The 19,250-nt window shown below is 60.5% G+C and carries 13 protein-coding genes and 2 pseudogenes; 12 read left to right on the top strand and 3 right to left on the bottom strand.

Going from position 1 to position 19,250, the window contains the following annotated elements; all coding sequences use genetic code 11:
• Nucleotides 1-293, top strand: a 293-nt coding sequence (locus tag P0D73_RS39515) for a response regulator (protein ID WP_408435458.1), incomplete at its 5' end; no start/stop codon positions are given.
• A gap of 232 nt (nucleotides 294-525) precedes the next feature.
• Complete coding sequence (locus tag P0D73_RS39510) at nucleotides 526-1,155, top strand: tyrosine-type recombinase/integrase (RefSeq protein ID WP_408435456.1); 630 nt, start codon at nucleotides 526-528, stop codon at nucleotides 1,153-1,155.
• Nucleotides 1,156-1,439: 284 nt separating this feature from the next.
• Here the strand turns inward: P0D73_RS39510 and P0D73_RS39505 are convergent, their stop codons facing one another.
• Nucleotides 1,440-2,804: an MltF family protein gene (locus P0D73_RS39505; protein ID WP_408435454.1), complete on the bottom strand. Its 1,365-nt coding sequence runs from the start codon at nucleotides 2,802-2,804 to the stop codon at nucleotides 1,440-1,442.
• Here P0D73_RS39505 and P0D73_RS39500 point away from each other — a divergent pair.
• From P0D73_RS39500 to P0D73_RS39480, 5 genes are all read left to right on the top strand, one after another.
• Nucleotides 2,788-3,162 carry a hypothetical protein gene (locus tag P0D73_RS39500; RefSeq protein WP_408435452.1) on the top strand — a complete coding sequence of 125 codons (375 nt, stop codon included), beginning with the start codon at nucleotides 2,788-2,790 and terminating at the stop codon, nucleotides 3,160-3,162. The genes P0D73_RS39505 and P0D73_RS39500 overlap by 17 nt on opposite strands.
• Nucleotides 3,163-3,985: 823 nt before the next feature.
• A complete protein-coding gene (locus P0D73_RS39495; RefSeq protein WP_408435450.1) occupies nucleotides 3,986-5,266 on the top strand; it encodes an IS256 family transposase in 1,281 nt (426 codons plus the stop codon).
• Between the two features lie 566 nt (nucleotides 5,267-5,832).
• Nucleotides 5,833-7,245 carry a DUF2252 domain-containing protein gene (locus tag P0D73_RS39490; RefSeq protein ID WP_408435448.1) on the top strand — a complete coding sequence of 471 codons (1,413 nt, stop codon included), beginning with the start codon at nucleotides 5,833-5,835 and terminating at the stop codon, nucleotides 7,243-7,245.
• A 281-nt stretch (nucleotides 7,246-7,526) separates the two neighbouring features.
• Nucleotides 7,527-9,269 (top strand): SulP family inorganic anion transporter, encoded by a 1,743-nt coding sequence (locus P0D73_RS39485; protein ID WP_408435446.1) that lies wholly within the window; start codon nucleotides 7,527-7,529, stop codon nucleotides 9,267-9,269.
• A gap of 601 nt (nucleotides 9,270-9,870) precedes the next feature.
• On the top strand, nucleotides 9,871-11,571 hold the full coding sequence (locus P0D73_RS39480; RefSeq protein ID WP_408435460.1) for a site-specific integrase: 1,701 nt from the start codon (nucleotides 9,871-9,873) through the stop codon (nucleotides 11,569-11,571).
• Between the two features lie 162 nt (nucleotides 11,572-11,733).
• Here the strand turns inward: P0D73_RS39480 and P0D73_RS39475 are convergent, their stop codons facing one another.
• Nucleotides 11,734-11,988 carry a tyrosine-type recombinase/integrase gene (locus P0D73_RS39475; RefSeq protein ID WP_408435444.1) on the bottom strand — a complete coding sequence of 85 codons (255 nt, stop codon included), beginning with the start codon at nucleotides 11,986-11,988 and terminating at the stop codon, nucleotides 11,734-11,736.
• Between P0D73_RS39475 and P0D73_RS39470 the strand changes: the two are divergent.
• A pseudogene (locus P0D73_RS39470) lies at nucleotides 11,972-12,187 on the top strand (tyrosine-type recombinase/integrase); the annotation flags it as partial. The gene P0D73_RS39475 and the pseudogene P0D73_RS39470 overlap by 17 nt on opposite strands.
• 162 nt (nucleotides 12,188-12,349) lie before the next feature.
• On the opposite strand, the pseudogene P0D73_RS39465 reads toward P0D73_RS39470, so the two are convergent.
• Nucleotides 12,350-12,520, bottom strand: a pseudogene (locus P0D73_RS39465) (IS110 family RNA-guided transposase); the annotation flags it as partial.
• 143 nt (nucleotides 12,521-12,663) lie between these two features.
• Between P0D73_RS39465 and P0D73_RS39460 the strand changes: the two are divergent.
• From P0D73_RS39460 to P0D73_RS39445, 4 genes are all read left to right on the top strand, one after another.
• Nucleotides 12,664-13,308, top strand: coding sequence for a hypothetical protein (locus P0D73_RS39460; RefSeq protein WP_408435440.1), 645 nt, complete (start codon nucleotides 12,664-12,666; stop codon nucleotides 13,306-13,308).
• Entirely contained in the window at nucleotides 13,305-15,308 is a 2,004-nt protein-coding gene (locus P0D73_RS39455; RefSeq protein WP_408435438.1) for a TnsB C-terminal domain-containing protein, read from the top strand. The genes P0D73_RS39460 and P0D73_RS39455 overlap by 4 nt, the downstream gene beginning before the upstream one ends.
• Nucleotides 15,309-15,337: 29 nt before the next feature.
• Nucleotides 15,338-16,318 carry an AAA family ATPase gene (locus P0D73_RS39450; RefSeq protein ID WP_408435436.1) on the top strand — a complete coding sequence of 327 codons (981 nt, stop codon included), beginning with the start codon at nucleotides 15,338-15,340 and terminating at the stop codon, nucleotides 16,316-16,318.
• Between the two features lie 1,650 nt (nucleotides 16,319-17,968).
• A complete protein-coding gene (locus tag P0D73_RS39445; protein ID WP_408435434.1) occupies nucleotides 17,969-19,216 on the top strand; it encodes an ABC transporter substrate-binding protein in 1,248 nt (415 codons plus the stop codon).
• The last annotated feature ends 34 nt before the right edge of the window (nucleotides 19,217-19,250 follow it).

Here is a 19,250-nt window from a genome sequence, read left to right as displayed (position 1 = left end):
TTCAATGTGCCCCCGATGGGGAAGCGGCGCTTACCACCGCACAAGGATTTCTTCCTGACATCGTCGTCCTCGACATTGGCTTACCGGGGATGAGCGGACACGAACTGGCGAGGCGACTGAGGGCGCTACCAAAAACCGCACATGCGGTTTTGGTTGCACTCAGCGGATTCGGGGCGCCGGAAGACCGCGCGCGCTCACGCGAAGCCGGTTGCAAGCGGCACTTTGTCAAGCCGGTCAATCCCGAGACGTTGATCGATTTCGTGCGCGATATCGCGGCAAGGCTCACAAGTTGACAGGCGAAGTTTGCCGCTCGTGGCAGCGGCGTGTTTCCGGGCTTCCCGGTTTTCCCGCGCGCCACCGTCAGCGTACGGCCTGAAGCCGAAGCGAATTGGAGCGAAGATTGAATGACTGATGATGCCGCCAGAGGAGACGTCCGACGGCCACGACCGTACGACCGAGAAGGGTCGAAGAGTGACCGGTTGAGGAGCGCAAAATCTATCTCCCTTCATTGAAGAGGAGGTCGATATGGAAACCGTTATTGATTCTTCCGGCGCTCGACGCGCGCCGTGGAACAAGGGAAGGCTGACCGGCCAGAAGCCGCCATTGAAGCTTCGTGAAATATGGGCGATTCGGACGAGACTTCAAATGTCGTCCAACGTTCGCGAGTTGGCGCTGTTCAACTTGGCAATCGACAGCAAGCTCCGGGCGTGCGATTTGACGCGACTGCAGGTCCAGGACATCTCTATGGGAAGCCACGTGGTCTCGCGAGCGACCTTCATGCAGCAAAAAACGCAACGACCGGTCCAGTTCGAAATTACGGAGCAGACTCGGCAAAGCGTCGCGGCCTGGATTTCCGCGCGGGGGCTCAAGCCCGCCGACTATTTGTTCCCGAGTCGGCTGCATGCGTCGGCGCACGTGTCGACACGCCAGTACGCCCGCATCGTTCATCGTTGGGTCGCTTCGATTGGACTGGATGACGCGGCGTACGGCACTCACACGATGCGCCGCACGAAGGCATCGTTGATCTATCGGCGTACCAAGAATCTGCGCGCGGTTCAGCTGCTGTTAGGCCATACAAAACTTGAAAGTACAGTGCGTTACCTCGGGATCGAGGTAGACGACGCGCTCGAGATGGCCGAGCAAACCGAAGTCTGACAGCCATGACCGGCGAGTGGGCGCTTGCCGGCCAGTTACGGTCGTTCGACGGAGCGCTCAGGCGGACTGTCCAAGGTCGGCTCCGCACCGGACACGAGACGTTCACGCGCCGATCACGCTCGTCACGCGACCGGCCGGTACTGACGCTTACGCTTTCCCGACGTCGGGCGCCCGCTAGCTAGTCGGCCGGAGTCAAGATAAAAAGGAGGCACCGCGCAAACATAGCGTGAACGCTGCAGGAGTTCTCGCGTGGACATTCGAACGTCGACTCCGCCCGACAACGGTTAACCGCCGGGTTTCATCGTGCGAATCGCCTTGTCGCGCGCTTGCTGCGCGTCGACGATCAAGCGGTATGCGGCGTAATACTTGAATATGTTGCGTACGTAGGTCGTTGTTTCGATGCCAATCTTCTCCGCGACTACGATTTCTACATTGTTGAACCACCTATCCGGATCCAGCCCGCGGGCCGCGGCCTCCTTGCGCATCTTTGCAATATTGGCCGCCCCCGCGTTATAGCTCGCGAAGGCAAACAATGTGCGATTGTCATCGTCGAAGTGCGCGTCCGGAAAGTAGCGTGTCATCAGCCTGTCCATGTATTTCGTGCCCGCATGGATGTTGGACTCGGTTACACCAATGTTGCCGACTGCCATTTCCTTACCTGTTCCCGGCATTAACTGCATGACGCCGATCGCGCCAACGTGACTGCGTGCCGACTGGTTCAGCTGCGATTCCTGATAACCTTGGGCAGCCAGCATCAGAGGGTCGAAGCCATACTGCTTGCCATACTTCTCGAAGAGGGTAAGAGTTTCTTCGAAACGCTTGCGCTCCGCCGCACCCGAAGCATCACTAACTTGCTTAATACGCTTCATGAACTGTACGAGCCGATAGTCGATGACACCCTGCTTTTTGAGAAACTCGTTATAGAAATCGGTCACCGCAGCCTGCAGTTGCGGGCTGTTCTTCCTGATCGCCCAACCCACATAGCCTTCGCTTCGTACCACCAGATTCTCCCTGACCTTGATCTGAGGCAGAACTTGCGCCCACAGTTTTGCTTTCCAGTCGTCGACCACCACGATGTCGAGCATTCCCGCATTGAGCATTTCGAGCGTGTCCTCATCTTCGAGTGCATCGGGCAGCAGCGTGATCTGCATGACCGGCTTGCCCGCTTTCCTGAACCGCTCGTTCAGCGCCGTCAGACTCTCGTAGTAGCTCGTTGCCTTGCGTACATAGACCTGCTTTCCTGCGAGGTCGTCCAGAGTGGCGATAGCCGGCACGCGAGGACCGGTCACGATCAGTTCCCGGACCGGCTTTCGGTCACGCGGCACAACGAAGTCCACAAGCTTGCGCCGCTCATCGGTTGCCGTGAGGTTGCCCGCCGAGATATCGCCCAGCCCGGTCTGGAGGTTCGTCAGAAGTTTGCCCCGGGTCGTTGGGATCAGAAAGACCGTCACAGGGCGTTTCCCAAGCTGGTTGGCGTAGCGCTTGTTGACGTAACGTTCGAAGTCGCGCGCGAGTTCAGCGGTCAGACCGCGTTCCCTGCCTTTGTCGTTGAAGTACAGCGTACGGCTGTATGGCACAAGAAAGCGGATCGTACGGCGCTCGAGCATCGCGTCGAAGTCGCCGGTCCACGGTTTGACCGCGAGGTTCAACTGGCGGGCCTTCGCGACAGCAGCCGGGGGCGACGATGCTTGGGCTACAGCGGACGCACTCGGTCCCGACGCGGCTCGCGCCGACGACGAGAGCACCGAGATCCCGACCAGCAAGGCGGCAAGAAAACGAAGTCTCGTCATGACATGTCCTTCCCATCTGAACGGCAATCCGGAAAATCAAACCGCCGCCGTTCAAAACTTAGGGCATTTCGAATCCGTGATACAGCGTTCGCCGCGCGCCATCTGCCCGTCAGCAACGATCGTCTCCTACGCCCTCGCCTTAACGCGGCCTGCCGCATCGCTGAGATCGAGCACGCTGGAAATCCTATGTATGAATAACGACAACCAAAGCATGTGAGTGGTGCAGGACGCTATTCCTCAACGAGAGCTTCCAGCCTCCCGGCGCTTACCGCGCTACCCATTAGCTTGAATGGCTTGATTACTTTCATCGCTCGCTCCCGTTGGTCCATGACAAGTCCTCGCAGAGATCGCTGGTACGCCACTACAGTGCAGCCTGGTCACGCTGGTTCGTAGCAGGCCGCTGCCTGCCGTAGCCCTCCACAAATCCCGTCAAATTGGTCGAGTTTTGGGGAGCGCATGGTTGTGCAATCTCGCACAATCAATCTGCTCCTATTTTTCCAGCGAGACAATAGGACCTTGGTCTAATAGGTAAGCGGTGCCAAGCTTCTGAAATCGCGCCTCGATAAGTCCTCGTACGGCCGGCCGTTATCGGCTCGCTGTCGACGACGAATCAGTTTGCCGCGAAGCCTTCGGATGCAGACCAGGTCTGTCAACTCATTGGCCAAAGCGTGCGGTCGGGCCGTGTCGTTATCGTCGATCCGCTGAAGCTGTTGTGCATCGCGAGTCTCGTAGAACAAAACACGCTGGTCGAGGTAGCGCTTAAGCAGCGCGCGCACTTTCAGCGCATCGGCGGCAGGCAACAGATCGGCCCGGACGTATTCGGTGTGGATCGCGTTCGCCCCTGCCTCCTCGTAGCTTTCGCGCAGGTCGTACCGACTTAGGCATCGAAAAGCTGAATGCGATGATCAGGCCGAGCAGCGTCAGCGAGCTATCGTTGAAAGTGGTGTACGCGGCGTAGGCGGGAGGCAGGAGAAGGCGGTGGCGATTGGAGGAGAATGTTGCTTTCCACGGTAACACTTTCCCAATCGAACTCCACCACCATGGCGAAACATACTCAGGAAACGAACAGCGGTCAAACGACGGAAGCGGAAATCAAGGGGGCGCCGGGTCTGGACGATCTGATCCAGCAAGGGGCGCGACGAATCATCCAGCAGGCAATCGAGGCGGAACTGGCGGCGATGCTCGAGCAGTATTCGAATGTGAAGTCGATCGAGGGTCGACGGGCGGTTGTGCGCAACGGCTATCTGCCAGAACGCGAGATCGTCACGGCCGTGGGCACGGTGCCGGTCAAGGTGCCGAAGGTGCGCGACCGCTCGGGCTCGGGCATAAAGTTCAACTCGTCGATCGTGCCGCCCTATGTGCGCAAGTCACCGCGCGTATCGTCCTCGCTGCCGTGGCTTTACCTGCGTGGTGTCTCGACGGGCGACATGGGTGATGCCCTGTCCGAGCTGCTTGGCGAGCAGGCCAAAGGGCTGTCGGCAAGCGTCGTGAGCCGCCTGAAGGCCGCCTGGGCAGACGAGTACGAGCAGTGGAACAAGCGGGATCTGTCGGCCTCACGCTGGGTGTACTGGTGGGCCGACGGCATCCACACGCAAGCCCGCACGGAGGATTCCGACGGCCAGTGCCTGCTGGTCATTATCGGCGTGAAGCCGGACGGCGGGAAGGAGCGCGTGGCGCTCAGCGACGGCTATCGCGAATCGAAGCAATCGTGGGTCGACCTGCTGCTCGATCTGAAATCGCGTGGTCTGCAGGCACCGCCGCTGCTCGCGGTCGGCGACGGCGCAATGGGACTGTGGGCGGCGCTTGACGAGGTGTTCCCGCAGACACGGCATCAGCGGTGCTGGTTCCATAAAATCGGAAATGTCCTCAATGCGATGCCAAAGTCGCAGCACGGCAAGGCCAAGGCGGCGCTCGCGGAAATCTGGAATGCCGCGACACGCGCCGATGCGGTTATCGCGTTCAACCGGTTTGTAGACACGTACGCGGCGAAGTACCCGAAGGCGGTCGAGAAGCTCACGAAGGATCGCGATGCGTTACTCGCGTTCTACGACTTCCCGGCCGAGCACTGGCAGCACGTGCGCACCACGAATCCGATTGAATCGACGTTTGGGACGGTACGTCATCGCACCAGCCGTACGCGCAACTGTCTGTCGCGCTCGACCTTCCTCGCGATGGCATTCAAACTCATCGAAGCGGCTGAGCAGTCCTGGAGGAGAATCCGCGGTGTCGACAAAATCGAACAGCTTCTGAAGGGTATCCCCTTCAAGGACGGAACCCCGATGATTGAAAGCACACCGGCTCCTCAAGCGCTGGCCGCCTGATCATGCCGACAGACCCGCGTACACCACTCTTGACGATTGCTCCAGCGTCAGCGTGGCGCCCTGGATAACGGCAAACTCTTTACGTGCGGTCGCTTCCAGGTTTTGCCGCCGTCTGAGACAGGGACGCCCCGATTCGCACTGAGACCCACATTGCGAACAATGAGCACGAAAACCAGCAATGGATAGTCCACCACATTGTTCATACGCCAGCCTTGTCTCCGAACGATTAACCGGACATGCCACGGACATGGCGGAGCCATCACGCATGGCCCCGAGCTGTCATTGCTGTTGATTTCGATCTACGTGCGCTGCAGCCTACCTGCTATTGTTAATTAGGCGGCTCACCGGCGCTGGGCTTATTTCCGTAATGCCCGAACCCTGCACGTGTGGATGCGTCGATGTGACATACCGGGTCCGCACGACAGCTGACAGCACGAACACCAGGGGCAGGACGGCGCGCCAGGGCCGATCGTGGTGTGCGTGCTCGCCAGCCATCCCGGCTACCGTGACGATTCGTCATGCAAAAGTACAATCCGCGGCGCGAGCCGGACCAGGAGGAGACGAGCATGGAAACCGTGATGAAGGCGCCTGGGAAGGCCATGGCCAAACGCAGTAACGTCGCGGAGGACGTCCCGGTTCTTCGCTCCCGCGCAGAGCGTCTCGCGGCCGGTCAGGCATTGCGCAATAGGGTGCCGCGCAGCAGCCACGCCGACTGGACACCGTCGGCACAACGCCGGGACCCCATCGAGATCCTGGAGGAATCGAATCAGGATCGACTGCAGGAACTCGTACCGATCCGCTACGGCCGGATGCTCCGCAGTCCCTTCACGTTTCTGCGCGGCTCGGCGGCGCTCATGGCCTACGATCTCGCGACTACCCCAGGTACAGGTCTTCGGGTGCAAGCCTGTGGAGACTGCCATCTGTTGAATTTTGGCCTGTTTGCCACGCCGGAGCGCAATCTGGTCTTCGATCTGAACGACTTTGATGAAACGCTGCCGGCGCCTTGGGAATGGGATCTGAAACGGCTGGCCGTCAGTTTCACGGTCGCAGGACGCGACAACCAGTTGCCGGATGCGGATTCTCGGGAAGCCGTCCTGGAGTGCACACGCGCCTATCGGCAGCGCCTGCGGGAGTATTCCCGGATGAATCCTCTGGAAGTCTGGTACACCCGCCTGGACATGGAAACCATCATTGCGATGGCTCCCGATGAAAAGGTCAAAAAGACCCGCGAGCGACTGGCAGAAAAAGCCCGCCAGCGTGTTGTCGAAAACCTCTTCCCCAAGATTGCCGGCGAAGTGGCTGGACGCCGCCGCCTGGTCGATCAACCACCGCTTCTCTATCACGTCACTGATGCGGGCTTCGAGGAGCGGGTTCGTGAGGCACTGGCCGGCTATCGCCAGTCGCTGTCCGATGAGCGCCGTGTCCTCCTGGATCGCTACCACCTGGAGGACTTCGCCCTGAAGGTCGTGGGTATTGGCAGCGTCGGCACCCGATGCTTCATCGGACTGTTTTTCGACGAGGAAGACCATCCCCTGATTCTCCAGTTCAAGGAACAGCGCCGGTCGGTCCTCGAACCCTACGCGGGAAAGAGCCACTATGACAATCAGGGGCAGCGTGTCGTCATGGGACAACGGCTGATGCAGTCTTCCAGCGACATCTTCCTGGGATGGTTGCGGGGACAGCGAGGGCATGACTTCTTTGTGCGCCAGTTGCGGGACATGAAGATGTCGGCTCCCGTCGAGGAAGTCACCGCCGCGCAGATCAAACACTATGCCCAGCTCTGCGGCTGGACCGTGGCCCGCGCCCATGCCAAGTCCGGGGATGCCACGACTATCAGTGGCTATCTGGGCAAGAACGACGCTTTTGATGAGGCCATCAGCGCGTTTTCGCTCGCCTATGCAGATCAGACGGAGCGTGACCACGCGGCGCTGGTGAAGGCGGTACATGCCGGGCGGCTGGAAGCCCTCATCGAGGAGTAGCGCGCTGCACCACACACACGCGACAGACGCTTGCGCACGACCTGTCGCGGCAGCTTTGACCAGTTCCACGTGGAGCCGCCTCAATGCCTTTTCATGGTTCTTCCTGGGCAGCTTGCCCTTGCTTCCCGCGGACCAGTCCATTAGACCAAGGTCCAATTTCTTTGGTCACCGGACGCCCTATGCTAGTGGTGTGGAACAGGCAATAGTGTGAAGGCGTTCGCACCCCGAGTGTTTGGTTTGCGCGGTTTCCTTGTTGAGTCGACCTTCGAAGGAGCGAGTCCGTGAGCGAAGCACCTCCCAACGCCGGTAAAGTCAGGAGCGGTGATTCCGTGCGCGGGTGGCGCGCGGTGTTCCCCCCGGCACAATGGCTGGCCGCCTATCGTCCGCAGTGGCTGGCGCACGACGCCATAGCCGGGGTGACGCTTGCTGCCTACGGTATCCCGGTGTCTCTCGCCTACGCATCGCTCGCCGGGCTGCCACCGCAGTACGGCATCTACTGCTATCTGGTAGGCGGGCTGTTCTACGCGCTGTTTGGCTCGTCGCGCCAGCTTGCAATTGGACCCACCTCCGCGATCTCGTTGCTCGTCGGGGTCACGGTTGCGGACATGGCAGGCGGTGATACGGTCCGCTGGGCGTCCATCGCGGCGCTAACGGCGCTGCTGGTAGGGGGCATGTGTGTGCTGGCATGGCTGCTGCGGCTGAGTTCCCTCGTCAACTTCATCAGCGAGACGATACTGCTCGGCTTCAAGGCCGGCGCGGCACTGACGATCGCCTTGACCCAGTTGCCAAAGCTGTTCGGGGTCAAGGGTGGCGGCGAGAACTTCTTCGAACGCGTCGTCGTCCTGGCCGGGCAGATTCCTGATACGAACCTCGCCGTGCTTGCTTTCGGTCTTGCCGCGATCGCCGCGCTGCTGTTGGGCGAAAAATTCCTGCCGGGCCGCCCGGTCGCGCTATTCGTGGTGGTGATTTCCATCGTTCTGCTGTCAGTCACTCAACTGAGTGGTCTCGGCTTCAAGGTCGTCGGCGCGTTACCGCAAGGGTTGCCTGAGTTCCGCCTGCCGGGGCTGCGGGTGCGCGATGTGGACGGCGTGATTCCGTTGGCGTTCGCCTGTCTGTTACTGTCGTACGTGGAAAGCGTTTCCGCAGCGCGTGCCCTGGCGCAGGCGCACGGTGACGAGATTGATCCGCGTCAGGAACTGCTCGGTCTGGGCGCGGCGAATCTGGCCGCGGGACTCTTCCAGGCCTACCCGGTTGCCGGCGGCCTGTCACAGTCCTCGGTGAACGACAAGGCCGGCGCCAAAACGCCGCTCGCGCTGGTTTTCGCGTCGATCACGATCGGGCTGTGTCTGATGTACCTGACTGGTTTGCTGGGCAACCTGCCCAACGTGGTGCTTGCGGCCATTGTGCTGGTCGCCGTCAAGGGATTGATCGACATTCGCGAACTGCGCCACTTGTGGCGGGTAAGCCGTTACGAATTCTGCGTAGCAATGGTTGCTTTCGCCGCCGTGCTGGTGCTGGGCATCCTGAACGGCGTCATTGTGGCGGTGCTCGTCTCGATGTTGTTGCTCATACGGCGCGCCGCGTATCCGCATGTGGCCTTCCTTGGTCGCATCCCCGGCACCCGGATTTACTCGGACATCGAGCGTCACCCGGACAATGAGCCCGTTCCGGGTATGCTGGTGTGCCGCGTCCAGGCGTCGCTCCTTTACTTCAATGTCGAGCACGTGCGCGCTGCGGTCTGGCAGAAAATGCGCTCGACCACCGGACCGGTCAGGCTGGTGATATGGGATCTGTCCACATCACCCGCCGTGGACCTCGCCGGCGCGCGCATGCTGGCGACGTTGCACGAGGCACTGCAGGCAGAGGGGATCGGGTTGCGACTCGTTGCAGCGCACGCCGAGGTGCGGGATATCCTTCGTGCCGAAGGACTGGAGGATCGCGTCGGCCATTTGGGACGCCGCGTCTCGGTGGCCGATGCGATTGACGATTTTCGGGACGGCATGGAAATGGGCGCGCCGGCATAAACCAGAACGCAGGCCATGACGTGGCGGACGCGGCAGCCAGGTGGGACAGCCGAACGCGGGGCAGGTAGCGCCAGCACAAAGAGAAGGTCAGAGAGGGGCGAATCGAGGTGACGGCCGAGGACCAGGCAATGGCGCCGCTGCAGCCTACTGGGGGGGAGGTGCGCGCTGGGAGCGCGGGCGGTGCTCTCAATGCGAGTCGACTGAGACCGTCTATACGCTTTCTTCAGAGCGCGCCACCATCTGCGCTATACCATCCCGGAAGTCCCCGTCGTGTCAAGAGCATTAGTTTGGGCACCTTCAAAGGACACTCCTGATGGACCCAACCGCCAGGACCGGGCCGGTGGGTTCGGCGAATGTACAGCCTCCAGCTAGTGGCCCGAATGTCCGTTTGACGCCTGCCAACGGACGGCTGCGAGTCTGAAGGTCGAAAGTCGCTTTTGGGTCGACAAGGGGCGGTCGCGCCATCCCGACAGCGGCCGTTCACGGACCCGGCGATGGGCTCATGGGATGTGAGGTCCCGGTACAAATGCGCTTGCTGGCCGGTCCATTAAGATAACTTTTCTTATCTCTGTGGCTACGTTTCTTGACTAAACTCGTTGTCATGAAAACGCGCCTGACCTCGACACCTTCGCCTGAAAATCGCCCCGTGGAATTTCCCGATGCTGACGAGCTCGCCCTGCTCCGAGCCTGGTACGCCGGCATGCCGGTTCGCAAAGCCGCGGAGCGCTATGTGCCGGATCGAATCGCGGCAGGGCAGTCGGCGCGCGGCCTGCTCGGCAAGCTTCGACGGCGACTGGCGAACTTAGCTCAGCAGGCCTGCCGGCCGGATCTCGTCGCTGTTTTCGAGCACGTCGACGGTGAGCGCTTACGGGAAGCGAGCGCAGCCGCGGACGCGATCGAAGTTCTGCGACATGCAGACCCGCCGACTCCGCAGATCAGTGACGACATCGCTCTGTGGCTGCCGGCTCGTGCCGTTTCTGTGCTGCAAGCACATGAGATTGCGACGCTGGCGGACCTCACTGTGCGGATTCCGCGCCGGCGTCAGTGGTGGAAAGCTGTCGCCGGGCTCGGCCCGGCGAGTGCCCGGCGGATCGAAACGTTCTTCGCAGCGCATCCGGCACTGTCCGAGCGGGCGCACGCCCTGATAGCGGTCTGCGGTCCTGGCGTTGTCGTCCCGTGGGAGTCGCTCCGGCTGCCACATGAGGTCGATGGCTCGTCGGGTGCGTTTCGCGCGCCCCGGCACACCTGCACGCTCGACGCCAACAACGATTACGCAGCCGTGCAGGCATGGCTGTCACTGCACGAATCCCCCGCAACGCAGCGAGCCTACCGTAAGGAAGCTGAACGCCTAATCCTCTGGGCGATCGTGGACCGTGAGCGCCCCCTGTCGTCGCTGACGACGGAGGATGCCATTGCGTACCGGAGTTTCCTGCGTCGGCCGACGCCGCGCGAGCGCTGGGTGGGACCCATGCGCCCGCGCACCTCGCCGGAGTGGCGACCATTCTCCGGTGGGCTGTCGGCCCGCTCAACCGCCTACGCGCTGTCCGTACTCGGCGCGATGTTCCGCTGGCTGATCGAGCAGCGCTATCTGCTGGCCAATCCGTTCGCCGGCGTCAAGGTACGCGGCACCAGCCGCTCAACCGTGCTCGACACGTCCCACGCCTTTACCGAGGGCGAGTGGATGCTCGTGCGCGCCATTGCTGACGGACTTGAGTGGTCATATGGCTGGGAAGCACCGGCTGGGCAACGCCTGCGCTTCGTGCTGGACTTCGCGTATGCGACCGGCTTGCGCGTCAGCGAACTGGTCGGCGCCTGTCTCGGCAACGTCGACACCGACGCCCGGGGCGATCATTGGCTGAGCATCATCGGGAAAGGGCGCAAGGCGGGCAAGGTCGCGCTGCCACCACTGGCCCGTAGTGCGCTGGACCGGTACCTGGTGGAGCGAAGGCTGCCGGTCACGCCGACCCGTTGGCATCCCGATACGCCTCTCATCGGCAGCCTCGAGCAGGACAGCGCGGCAGGCATCAGCGGTGTCCGGCTATGGGAGGTCACACGGAGGTTTTTTGCGAAAGCGGCCGAAGTCATCGAGGCTGACAACCCGGTGCTCGCGGAAAAGCTGCGTCGCGCGAGTCCGCATTGGACTCGGCACACGCATGCAACTCACGCCCTGGCTCGCGGCGCTGAGCTGACCACGGTACGGGATAACCTGCGCCATGCCTCGATCGCGACGACGTCGATCTATCTGCACAGCGACGAAGTCAAGCGCGCCCACCAGCTCCGGAACGCCTTCGCGGAAAGATAGTGTTCCAGCTGAACCGCCCTGAAACGGTATGATCTTTCCGGTTTATATAACCTGGACGCTTATGATAGGAATTCGCGCGTTTAGGCACAGTTCCGGGTTGTACACAGTTGGACCGCTGACGATCCGATGCTTCTGGATTGCCGGCGGACCAACTGTAGATAATCAGAGCTGTTGCAGGAAGGCAAGCACGCTGTCGGTGGGCTTGAACCTAAGCGAAGTTGCGTCTGTGGGCGCGAGCTTCTCAAGGGCTCGCTCCTTTGTTGTCAGGTCGGCGTCGATGTAGATGTGTGTTGTCTCGATACTCTCGTGACCGAGCCAGAGGGCGATGATACTGATGTCGATGCCAGCCTGCAGCAAATGTGCGGCGGTCGTGTGTCGCCAATGTCTCCAACGACATTGGCGGCACGCGACTGCCATGCATCTGCTCCAGGCTGGCGTTGACCTGACAGTCATCGCGCTGTGGCTGGGTCACGAGAATCCAGCGACTACGCACATGTACATAGAAGCAGACCTGGCCATGAAGGAACGAGCCCTGAGTGCACTCCAGGCGCCCCAGAGCAAGCAGCGCCGCTACCGGCCGACTGACCGCCTGCTGCAGTTTCTCGATGGGCTGTGATTATGCACGTCCCAAAGAGCCCGTGCGGTCCGCGAAGGCCGTGAGGCTCGCGCATCCGGATGGGTCGCGCGGCGTGGTTTGCATTGCAGTTCACATTGGCACTTACGCCGCGCAATCCAATCCGCTCAATGACAAACCATGCATAATCCCGGGGCGTGCATAAAACGTCGCCTCCACCACCACTCCCTCCAGCTCAGCCTGATAAGGTGCGAGCGCCGCCAGAATCAGTCGGAGATCATTGGTCAGCCGTTTGCAATACAGCACCCGGTCCTGGTCGTCGATTATGGCGACCACGGCGTTATTCGAGTGCAGATCAATGCCGCTATACTTCATTTCAGCCTCCTGAACGGGTCAGTTGATCGTTTGCCTCTCAACTGTAGACCCTGGCCGCCCCTTTCCTGGGCGGCCAGGAGGCCTTTCAATGATTATCAATTCGCCTCCTACACTTCGAATCCCGTCTTGAAGGCGTGGATCTCATGGAATTGTCCTTGCCGCTGGTCAAGCCGATCGCGCTCGTGCGACCACGAGGCGCGCATCGGTTCGAAGCATTCAGCGCCAAGCTGCAGCGCCGTGTTACGTTCTGTCGACATTCCCTGCTTGAGTTGTGGGTGCTGTTAGAGACGGATCCGGCGGTGGTCGCTTTCTGCGAGCGTCCCGGTTATATACAGATGGAAGGGCGCCTACGGCTCGCGGATTTTCTGGTTCGTTACGTTGACCATGATGAATTTGCAGTCCTAACAGGCTGTGATACTGAAAGTAGCGTGTGCGAGGCGATGAGTTCCCAACGTTCAATCGATGGCAACGCGTTAGCCATCCGTCGAGTCGACCCGGCTGAGCTTGCCGCCGAACGGGTCTGGATTGAGAACTGGCAGCGCATGTCGCCCTATGTTGTCGCCAACCATGGCCTTATCTCACCGGCGCTGTCGGAGGCGATCGTGCGGTTCGTTGCTGTGCCTCAGAGACTCCTTGCCATCGAGCGTGAGTTTTCGACCGGCGATCCGGTTCTGTGCCGTGCGGCGTTGTTTGGCTTGTTGTACAGCGGGCGAGTCAAGGCACCGGAGCTTCACACCCGGCCATTGTCTCTGTTGTCGTCATTTGTAGAGACGGAGGCAGGATCTTGAACCACTGGAAGACCGAGTTGCAGGCGATCGACGTGAGCGTCTGGCCGACCGTTGCGCATACAGAACTCGACGAGGTCGCGCGGCGAGTTTTCGAAAAACGCAGGCAGGCCGTGGTGCGCTATGCCGCCGGAGAATCGGTCAAATCGATCGAGCTATCAACAGGGGTGAACCGTCGTCAGCTGTACCGCTTGCTTGAACGCGCTACGTTGCCGCACCCGGATGGAAGACCGTATGGTTTCCGCGCTCTCGTGCGTTACACGCGCATCGCGGAATATACGCGGGTAAGAGCCGTGGAGACCGGTCGCGATTGCGGTGGCTATGGGGCAGCAGGAGCGCTATCGCTCCTGTTCGAGCAATACCCGGCCCTGACAGGCTGGCTGCTGCTGAAACTCAAGCAACGCAAGGTACTGCTCGTAAAGATACATACGGACTCGGGGCTGCGAACCCGTCTAAGCGGTTTGCAAGCGTTGCACGATGAATTTCTCCGCCAATGTCGCACGGTCGGACTGACTGTCGGCGATTACCCATTCAACACCTCAGACAACGCGATCCGTTCCCTGTCGCGACGCGTGAAGGCAGAGTTGTTGCGTCGCTTCGACACAGCAGCGCGATCGGCAGGCGCTTCGCATCTCAAGGGCTTGCCACGCCCGACCGACGCGGGTGTCCCCGCAGCGAGCCGCCCGTATCAGGTGGTCGAATTCGACGGCCACCGGCTTGATATCCGACTTAAGGTGGTCACGCGTGACCCGCTTGGCTTTGAGCATGAGTTCGAGATCGACCGGGCGTGGCTCCTTGTCATCATCGATGTCTGCACACGCGCCGTGCTCGGATGTCACGTTGCACTTGGGAAAGAATACAGCCGTTACGACGTCATCAAGACGATCGAGAAGGCTCTGGAGCCACATCGTGAGCGAAGTTTCACCATCGCGGGCCTGACATACGGGCCGCAGGACGGCTTTCCGTCGCAACGGCTACCGGAGTTGGCGTATGCCACCTGGGAATGGATGAAGCTCGACAACGGGAGGGCTAACCTCGCGAACGAGACGTTGACCGCGTTGTGTGAGTTTATCGGGTGTCTTGTTGACGCGGGACCAAAATACAGCCCGGACGAACGGCCTTACATCGAACGGTTCTTCGGCACGATCGCAAGTCGGCTGTCTTCCCGCCTGCCAGGCTACACAGGGTCCCACCCACGCGATCTGCGCAGAGCGCTGAGCGACCCCAAGGGTAATCTGCGGTTGTATGTCTCGTTCGACGAGCTTGAAGAGTTGGTCGAATATGCCATCGCGAGTTACAACGGTACGCCACACGGCGGCCTGAACAACGTCACGCCTCTTGAAGCGATCGGGTATTTCGTGCGCGGCAGGCAGACGCTGGTAACGTGGCTAGCCGAGCATCACCGTCGCACTCTTTGCCTGATGCAGTCGGCGCGGCGGTGTCGCGTTCGGGCGTATCTCGACCAGGGCGTGCGTCCTCACATCAATCTGCATGGTGCCCGCTACACCAACCGCGTGCTCGCGACTAGCACGCACCTCATCGGCCAGCAGTTGCTCGTCTACATGAACACGGACGATCTGCGCTGCGTCCGGGCATTTCTGTCCGATGGCGCTGAACTGGGCGTGCTTGACGTGCAAGGGTCATGGCGTCTGATTCCGCACAACCTCAAGCTACGCCAGCAAATCCTGAAGCAGGCAGGCGAACGCCGTCAACGTGGAGCGGGCGCGCCAGACCCGATCGAAGCCTATGTTAAGGAAAAGCTGGCAGGTGCAAAGACAGCGCGGAAGGCGGCGACAGAACTTGCCAACGTCAACCGATTGATTGGGTCGGCGTCGACTGCGAAAACTCCACCGGGCCCGGCGCGCCAGCCTGAAACAGTCGTCGCCCCTGCGCTGGAAGCCACGGCGACATTCGCCGCCCCGACCGACGGTGTCGTTGATCGTACACAAGGCACCGCGGCCCGACCCCGCAAACTGTCAATCGGCACCGGTCAGGTATTTTAGTTCTGGACTTTGCTTTTGGGAGGTGAGTCATGTCGCTTCAGATACCGCGCCCGATCGACCCGTCGCTCCACCCGCTCGTGACTGGCAATTACCGTATCGCCACGCCCGCCATTGAGGCCTTCTATGAGCTGGTCATCCGCTGTCTGGGCTACCGGATCATGGGCGCTCTGATCTACGGCCCGTCCCGGATCGGCAAAACGCGCGCGATTGAATACGTTCGCCTGCTGTTAGCGCAGAACCATCCAAAGATGACGAGCTACCACGCGCAGTGCGAGCATAAACCGCGGCACGCAGAAGGGCCGTTCTTTGCAAACCTGCTTGAGGCCGTCGGCGACCCGGATCCCAACGCAGGTACAAATCCATCAAAACGCATGCGCTTGTCGCTGAGGATACGGGAGGCAGCGGCGAGCGCTGGCAGCGGAACGGTGCTCCTGTTTTGCGACGAGGCCCAGCGCTACAACGAAAACGAGTACGAGTGGTTGCGAGATGTTCACGACGCGCTCGACCGGCAGCAGATCAAACTGTTCACGTTCCTCGTCGGCCAGCAGGAACTGCTCGCGCAGAAGACCGGGCTGCAGATCGCAGCCAAAACCCAGATCGTTGCGCGCCTGATGGTCGAGGAGCTGTCATTCCACGGTATCCGCAACGCCGGGGATGTCGCGACGTGCCTGAACGGATACGACCAGACCGCGTACCCTGAAGCAAGCGAGTGGAGCTTCACACGGTTCTATATTCCACAGGCGTTCGACGCCGGGTATCGTCTTGTCAGTGATGCCGACACGCTTTGGCGGGCGTTCGAAGCGGCGCACCACAAGGCAAGTCTACCTGGGCGCCTGGAGATCCCGATGGAGTCGTTCGCACGCGTCGTTGAGATCGTCCTGAAAGAAAGCGAACTCAAGGACGGGCTCGGCTATTGTCCGGAACCCGCTTTGTGGGCCTACGCGGTACATCACTGCGGCTATGTTCAATCACGCCATGCAACCGGTCGCGTCCTCATCGCCGCCGCGTAGCGTTGCGAAGCTAACGCGGCTGAGTTTTCCAATTCTCACGCTTGAGGAGCGCTCGCTAACGCCCGCGCTCGGGTACGTTTTCAACAGGAAATGGCTCGAGCCGTACGAGTCAATCGTTTCGATCCTGTGGAAGTTCAAGACGGCCAACGCCCTTCCCGGGTACGCTCTCGCCCAACTGATGGGGCCGCGTGTGGATCCGTACGAAGGGGTGGTGCCGCAACTGGAAGCAATCGAGCTTGAACGCTTACGCAGCACCCTTGATCTGCCGGTGAAAGCACTGCGTGCTGCGCTCCTGCCGGCACTTCAGCATCGGCCTTGCAGCGAGTCATTCCGCTACTGCCGCCGATGCATCGCTTGCGGGTACCACAGCGCGCTCTACCAGATTGAAAGGGTTAGTGTTTGCCCTGCGCATTCGTTGCCTCTCGAGGTGGCATGCCGGAGGTGCGGGTATAAAGCGCCATATCTGCTAAACGTGCGACTTCTCGAGACACCATATCGCTGTGCAGACTGCGGCGCAAGGTACGGCAGTAAGAAATGGTCCCCGGACAGGGTACAACCGATGCCGGGGGAGCATCGACGGGCGATCACGCGCGTCTATATCGAGCGGGGGTTACTGTAGTGGCCCAAGCGAGCTTTGACGCCTCGCTTCGTTCGATGGCACCAGCGACGTCCGGGAAAATTTCGGCTGTCAATGCGCCCGGAGCGAGTCGGCGACATGCCAGTTCGCCTGTTGGCACGCACCAGAACAATGGCCAAACCCCTGTGAGTAAGAAGTTTAGGCAGATTGACACATTTACTGCCGGAACGTTGACACTTTTGCGTCGGTCTACGATAGTTCACAGCTATCTACCGCTTCATTTGCGGACAATCGTCTTGGTATGAGCCGGACGGCGTCACCGGATCGCATCATGGGGTAGTGACGCGGTGCGCAGACCGTGACCTGAGGACGCGGGACTTGATTTGTGACCGCAGCCGCGAAGCGCGCGGCCACGCGTAATAGAAGACGTTGCAAACGTAGAGACATGCCCGGCGGTCTGCGCCGGTCGACCCTCGGGAAATACAGGACCTCCCGCGCAGAACCCGGGAGTTGACGTTTCGCGGTCAGCGTCCTGGCCCGTGCACGGTCCAGATTCCCCAGACGACTTCTCCCGGTGCGTGCCCGGCACGACAGGACGACGGGCCTGTCGCGGACCACATGCCGCTGCGTGCCGATTGCGCGAAGGCGCGCCGATCGGGTAACCGAACGGCCGGTTCAACGCAACGCTCCGAGCTGTAATCCTCACGCGAGCCACGCACCACATAGCTGCACTAACGTTCGCGGCTGCCTGGGGCGGACTCCATTGCCTTTGCCTCCCACTTGGCTGCGCCCCCCGGTTGACTGCCGCCGTAGCGTAAGCGTTCTGAGCGCGCGGAGGTTCCGACCTCCTGCCCGGTGGCGCTACCGGCAAGGGGGAATTCGTTTCATCACTTAAAACCCTGCGCTCGCAGACTGCCAAAATGTCGCCGAAATTAATCCGTAGAAGGACGGTCTGGTCGTGACAGAGGGTAAAAACTAGTTTGTACACGGAATTGTTTTCTACTAAGATCGACTTCACTCACCGCGGTGTCCCGAGCATTTCATCACCAATGCAGGTATCTCAGGAGCGCTACATGTCTTCGATTTTTGGTAGTTTTCACCGGCCGCTACTGAGGCTAGGCGCGCTTGCGTTTGCAGCCGTCATTTCAATGACAACGGTTGTGGCTCAAACCCAGACGCCGCAAGGGCAGCCGATCCGAATTGGTGAAATCAACAGCTACACCGGCGGCAGCGCCTTCACGCTGCCCTATAAGAAAGGTATCGAGCTCGCGGTGCAGGAAGTCAATGCAAAGGGCGGTGTGTTGGGAAGGCCCCTAGAGGTTATTTATCGCGACGACAGCCTCAGTCCGGCTGATGCCGTGAAGGCTGCGAACGATCTGGTGCTTGACGAAAAGGTCGACCTGCTGATGGGAGGCTTTTCGTCCTCGGTTGGACTCGCGCTTGATGACTTTGCGACGCGGCAGAGAAAGTTATACGTTGCCACCGAGCCGCTAACTGACGATCTTGTCTGGAAAAACGGCAGCAAGTATGTCTTCCGGATGCGCAGTTCGATCTACATGCTGACCGCTATGGTCGTAAAGGAGGCTGCCGCTAATCCGGCAAAACGTTGGGCAACTGTCTCGCCAAATTTTGAAGGCGGCCAGGCATTCGTACGCGAGTTCAAGAAGCAATTGTCGGCATTGAGGCCCGATATTGTCTGGGTCGGCGAACAATGGCCGGCGCCAAACAAGCTGGACGCAGGACCGACAGTGGACGCCCTTGAGCGAATGAATCCAGAGGCAATACTAAACGTCACGTATGGGCCGGATTTGCTGCGTTTTGTTCGGGAAGGCAATACTCGGAGCCTCTTTAAGAACAAGTTTGTCGTCAGCGTCCTGTCTGGAGAGCCGGAGTATCTTGGTCCGTTGAAGGAGGAGACGCCAGAAGGTTGGTTGACAACCGGTTACGTGATCGGTGATCCCAGGCCCGAGCATGTCGCATTCCGGACAGCATACGAGAAGAAATACGGTGACACGCCGCGCTTTGGCTCGTTGATCGGGTATATGAGCGTGCAGGCGGTCGCCCACGCGATTGCCAAGGCCGGTTCTACTGACACGGAAAAAATGGTATCTGCTCTAAAAGGCCTTCAATTCCAGTCGCCAATGGGCAAAGTGACCATTCGTGCTGCGGATCATCAGGCCACTACGGGCGCATGGGTGGGGACGCTCGCGCAGAAGGACGGAAAAGGCTATATGGCCAACTGGAAGTTTCTCGATGGGGCCGGATTCCTGCCCTCCGAGGCGGATGCCGCGAAGCTCAGACCGCCAACGGCTAGCCAGTAGCCACCAGACCGACAGGCGTCTTATCTCGAGAGGT

The organism is Paraburkholderia sp. RL18-101-BIB-B, assembly GCF_046026985.1.
In the GTDB taxonomy this organism is placed as follows: domain Bacteria; phylum Pseudomonadota; class Gammaproteobacteria; order Burkholderiales; family Burkholderiaceae; genus Paraburkholderia.
This window is presented reverse-complemented; position numbering and strand designations above follow the sequence as displayed.

Excerpts from the sequence above, each read along its gene's own strand:
- P0D73_RS39510 (WP_408435456.1), top strand. The coding sequence starts at position 526 with ATGGAAACCGTTATTGATTCTTCCGGCGCTCGACGCGCGCCGTGGAAC.
- P0D73_RS39495 (WP_408435450.1), top strand. The coding sequence starts at position 3,986 with ATGGCGAAACATACTCAGGAAACGAACAGCGGTCAAACGACGGAAGCG.
- P0D73_RS39490 (WP_408435448.1), top strand. The coding sequence starts at position 5,833 with ATGGAAACCGTGATGAAGGCGCCTGGGAAGGCCATGGCCAAACGCAGT.
- P0D73_RS39480 (WP_408435460.1), top strand. The coding sequence starts at position 9,871 with ATGAAAACGCGCCTGACCTCGACACCTTCGCCTGAAAATCGCCCCGTG.
- P0D73_RS39475 (WP_408435444.1), bottom strand. The coding sequence starts at position 11,988 with ATGGCAGTCGCGTGCCGCCAATGTCGTTGGAGACATTGGCGACACACG.
- P0D73_RS39460 (WP_408435440.1), top strand. The coding sequence starts at position 12,664 with ATGGAATTGTCCTTGCCGCTGGTCAAGCCGATCGCGCTCGTGCGACCA.
- P0D73_RS39450 (WP_408435436.1), top strand. The coding sequence starts at position 15,338 with ATGTCGCTTCAGATACCGCGCCCGATCGACCCGTCGCTCCACCCGCTC.
- P0D73_RS39445 (WP_408435434.1), top strand. The coding sequence starts at position 17,969 with ATGTCTTCGATTTTTGGTAGTTTTCACCGGCCGCTACTGAGGCTAGGC.